The organism is Microbacterium sp. Bi128, assembly GCF_918698205.1.
In genome coordinates this window covers 1-3,603 of sequence record NZ_CAKKMM010000451.1, presented here as the reverse complement: position 1 = coordinate 3,603, position 3,603 = coordinate 1, and the positions used below count along the sequence as shown (strand labels likewise).

Sequence of the window (3,603 nt, the reverse complement as noted above, 5' to 3'; positions counted from 1 at the left end):
GCACTGTTCCTCTGGGAAGCGGTGACCATGTACCTGGACCGCGCCTCCGTCGAGGCGACGCTGCGCAGGATCGCCGGCACCGCCCCGGGCAGCATCGTGGCCTTCGACTACTTTTCCAGGGAAACGATCACCTCGGGATCGCCCTACATGCGGTATGCGCGGGCTGCCGCGAGATTCGTCGGCGAGCCCCTGACCTTTGGGATCGACAACACTCCCCCGGCCAGGAAGAGCGCCGCGGACTTTGTTGGGTGCTTCGGACTGGTCCTTGAGGAGCACAGGAATTTCGGCAGGGAGACCCGACGGCGGTCCGCGCCGGGAGGGTTCGTCACCGCCGTCGTGCCTGAAAACAAACAGCGAAACGCGGCGAACCGCCGTGATGAGGGGAAACCATGACAAAACGCAGCCACAGCCACGGGCATGACGCCGCCGAACACGCGGCGGTCGAGGATGCGGCGCCCGGTTCCGCAGCCCGGATGTGGGATGAAAAGTACAGCAGCCGGTCCAGGATGTGGAGCGGGGAGCCGAATCCGCAACTCGTCGCCGAGGTGGCGGACCTTCCTGCCGGCGAGGCTCTGGACCTGGGGTGCGGCGAGGGCGCGGACGCGATATGGCTTGCGGCCCGCGGTTGGAGCGTGACGGGCCTGGACGTTTCCGCCGTCGCCCTGGAGCGTGCGGCCGCCCACGCCCGGGAACGGGGCCAGGACGCCACCATCGAGTGGGTGCAGCAGGATCTTGCCACATGGGTCCCGGACCGGTTGTTCGACCTCGTCACGGCCCAGTTCCTGCATTCCACCCAGATGCCGTGGCAGCAGGCGTTGCAGCTCGCCGCGGCCGCGGTGCGGACCGGCGGGACGCTGCTGATCGTCGGCCATCACCCCGACGGACTGCCTCCGTGGGGCGCGCACCATACTCCGGAGAAGTTCTTCACGGCCGAGGACCTTGCCCGGGAACTCCGGATCGAGGAGCCGCTGTGGCGTGCCGAGGTCCTGGACAGCCGGCGTCGCAGCGCCGTCGGGCCCGACGGCGAGGCAGTGTCCCTTACGGATGCCGTGCTGCGGGCCACGCGCCTGGCCGCCCAGTAGACGGCCCAACGGCCTGTCGGGCCGTTGTCTGGATGGCCCGCGGGGCCGCTGCCTCAGGCGGCCACGGGATTTCCAGGACCGCATGTGATGCAGCTCACCCCGATTCGACCGTGAGGAATTCCGTTCCCGGCCCGTCTTACCTATGACGGCGCCACAGAGCGTCTCCCTCAACCGATCAGGAGTGATTGCCTTGACCACCCAGACGCACACCCCGGCAGACCTCCAGGGACAGGCCGGCCCGGCAACCGCAGCGAAGGCGCCCGCCGCGAAGTCCCCCACGCTGGGCGCGCCCGCACCGGCCTCAGGTATCGACGGCCGCGGTGCGACCACTGTCGCAGACGGCGTTGTGGCAAAGATCGCCGGCATCGCGATCCAGGAAATCGAAGGAGTGCACGCCCTCGGCGGCGGAGCAGCCCGTGCGCTGGGAACCCTGCGTGAAAAGGTCGGCCAAAAGGACCTCACCCAGGGCGTCAGCGTGGAAGTCGGACAAACCCAGGTAGCGGTCGACATCACCCTGGTGGTCGAGTACCCGCACCCGCTCCAGCTTGTCGCGGACAAGGCCCGCGACGCTGTCTATACGGCCATCGAGGACCTCGTCGGCATGGAGGTGACGGAAGTGAACATCACCATCACGGACATCCATGTGCCCTCCGATGACGAGGACACCGAGGACGCACGGACCGAGCCGAGGGTGGCTTGAGCCCCACGCTGGCCGGCCTGACCATCGGAGCCGTCCTGGCCGCAGCGTCCCTGGCGTTTGGATTCTGGGGTTTCCTGCTCACCGCGCTCTTCATGGGGGCAGGGGCCGTGCTGGGCCGCGCGGCCGCGGGGCGGCTGGATCTTGGCGGAGTGCTGGACGCCCTGCGCGGCAAGCGCTCCTCCTCGTGATGCGGGCGGGGCACACCCGGATCACCCCGGCAGCCCTCAGGCACACCATCGAGACGATCGCGGCCCACGCCTTCAGCGTTCCGAGATCCGACGTCGCCGCGGTGCTGGATGACGATTCGGGCCGGCTCGCCGCGAGAGTCTCCGTGAAGCTGGCGCTCCCGCCGCTCCTCGGCCCGCGCCGGGGGCCCGACGGCGGCACCGTCTTCGACCGCTCCCGGGCGGCCCGGACAGCCATCATTGCCCGCGGCCTGGACCTCACCGGCCGGACGCTAAGCAGCGTAGATATCCGGCTCAGCGGGGCCGCACAGCACTCCGGCACTGCCAGGGTCGACGCGCCATCCGGAGCGCCACGCCGGAACCACAAGGAAAGGAAAATCGCATGAGCCAGGATCGAGCCATTCGGCGCCTCGTTCGCAGGGAGACCCACTCCTCCCGGGCCACGGCGTCCATCCTGACCGCTAGCGTCCTTGCCGCCGTCTTCCTCTGGCTTGCCCTCGAGACCGTCCTGGCCCTCCTCCAAGAGAGCCCGCTCCTTGGCAGCCCCGACCGGCTGGGCCGATGGCTCACCGGCGTGCCGGCCACCACGCTCCCGGCCGGGTTGGTGGCCGCCGGCGCCGGCCTGGCGGTTGGCTTCCTCAGTCACGACGCCGTCGAGGCCGCGGCCGCCCCCGTGGCAGAGCCCGGCGACATCATCGCCTTCCACGGTGACCGGCAGGCCGGTATCGTCACGCCGGCCCAGGACCGCCTTCACATTGCAGCCTTCGACCTCGTCACGGAGGACCGTGCAGAGCTCATCCGGCTTCTGAAAAACTGGACGGCCGCCGCCGTGGCGATGACCGAGGGGCGCAGCACGGGCAGCAGCGGGGCCGTCGATGGCCCCTACGACGCCCCGCCCGAGGACACGGGTGAGGCCCTGGACCTCGGCGCCGGCAGGCTCACCCTCACCTTCGGGTTCGGCCCCGGCCTGTTCGAGAAGGACGGCAAGGCCCGCTTCGGACTCGAGGGGCGCCGCCCGGACGCACTGATCGACCTGCCGCACTTCCCAGGCGACGACCTCCAGCCGGGACGCACCGGCGGCGACATCGTGGTGCAGGCCTGCGCCGACGACCCCCAGGTGGCCGTCCACGCGATCCGCAACCTTGCCCGCATCGGCTTCGGGCAGTCGCGCGTCCGCTGGTCCCAACTCGGCTTCGGGCGGACGTCCTCCACGTCGAGGTCACAGGCCACCCCGCGGAACCTCTTCGGCTTCAAGGACGGCACCAACAACCTCAAAGCCGAGGACACCGCCCTGCTTGGGGAGCACGTGTGGGCAGGCCAGGGAACGCGCCCGGAAGAGGGCTGGATGGCCGGCGGCACGTACCTCGTGGCGCGCCGGATCCGGATGCACATCGAAATCTGGGACCGCACGTCGCTGCGGGAACAGGAAGCGCTGATCGGGCGCACCAAGGGCGCCGGGGCCCCGCTCTCCGGCGGCGAGGAATTCACCGCCCCCGACTTCGAGCTCCAGGGGCGCGGCGGGGAACCACTGATCCCGCTGGACGCCCACGTCAGGCTCGCGCACTCGAGCCAGAACGACGGCATCAAGATGCTCCGGCGCGGCTACAACTACACCGACGGCTCGGACGGCCTGGGG

The 3,603-nt window shown here is 70.1% G+C and carries 6 protein-coding genes; all 6 read left to right on the top strand.

The annotated features are described in order from the left end of the window. The coding region (locus tag LQV45_RS20835) for a hypothetical protein (protein ID WP_230008649.1) at nt 1-393 on the top strand (393 nt) is incomplete at its 5' end. Continuing rightward, nucleotides 390-1,082, top strand: coding sequence for a cyclopropane-fatty-acyl-phospholipid synthase family protein (locus tag LQV45_RS20830; RefSeq protein WP_230008648.1), 693 nt, complete (start codon nt 390-392; stop codon nt 1,080-1,082). The genes LQV45_RS20835 and LQV45_RS20830, both read left to right, overlap by 4 nt. A gap of 190 nt (nt 1,083-1,272) precedes the next feature. Continuing rightward, the gene (locus tag LQV45_RS20825; RefSeq protein ID WP_374208262.1) at nt 1,273-1,782 is read left to right on the top strand and encodes an Asp23/Gls24 family envelope stress response protein; all 510 of its coding nucleotides are present in this window, start codon (nt 1,273-1,275) and stop codon (nt 1,780-1,782) included. Continuing rightward, on the top strand, nt 1,779-1,970 hold the full coding sequence (locus tag LQV45_RS20820; RefSeq protein WP_230008647.1) for a hypothetical protein: 192 nt from the start codon (nt 1,779-1,781) through the stop codon (nt 1,968-1,970). The genes LQV45_RS20825 and LQV45_RS20820 overlap by 4 nt, the downstream gene beginning before the upstream one ends. Continuing rightward, nucleotides 1,970-2,353 (top strand): hypothetical protein, encoded by a 384-nt coding sequence (locus LQV45_RS20815; protein ID WP_230008646.1) that lies wholly within the window; start codon nt 1,970-1,972, stop codon nt 2,351-2,353. Before LQV45_RS20820 ends, LQV45_RS20815 begins: the two co-directional genes overlap by 1 nt. Further along, nucleotides 2,350-3,603 (top strand): Dyp-type peroxidase (locus LQV45_RS20810; protein ID WP_230008645.1); only part of this gene is annotated, 1,254 nt, incomplete at its 3' end. The genes LQV45_RS20815 and LQV45_RS20810, both read left to right, overlap by 4 nt.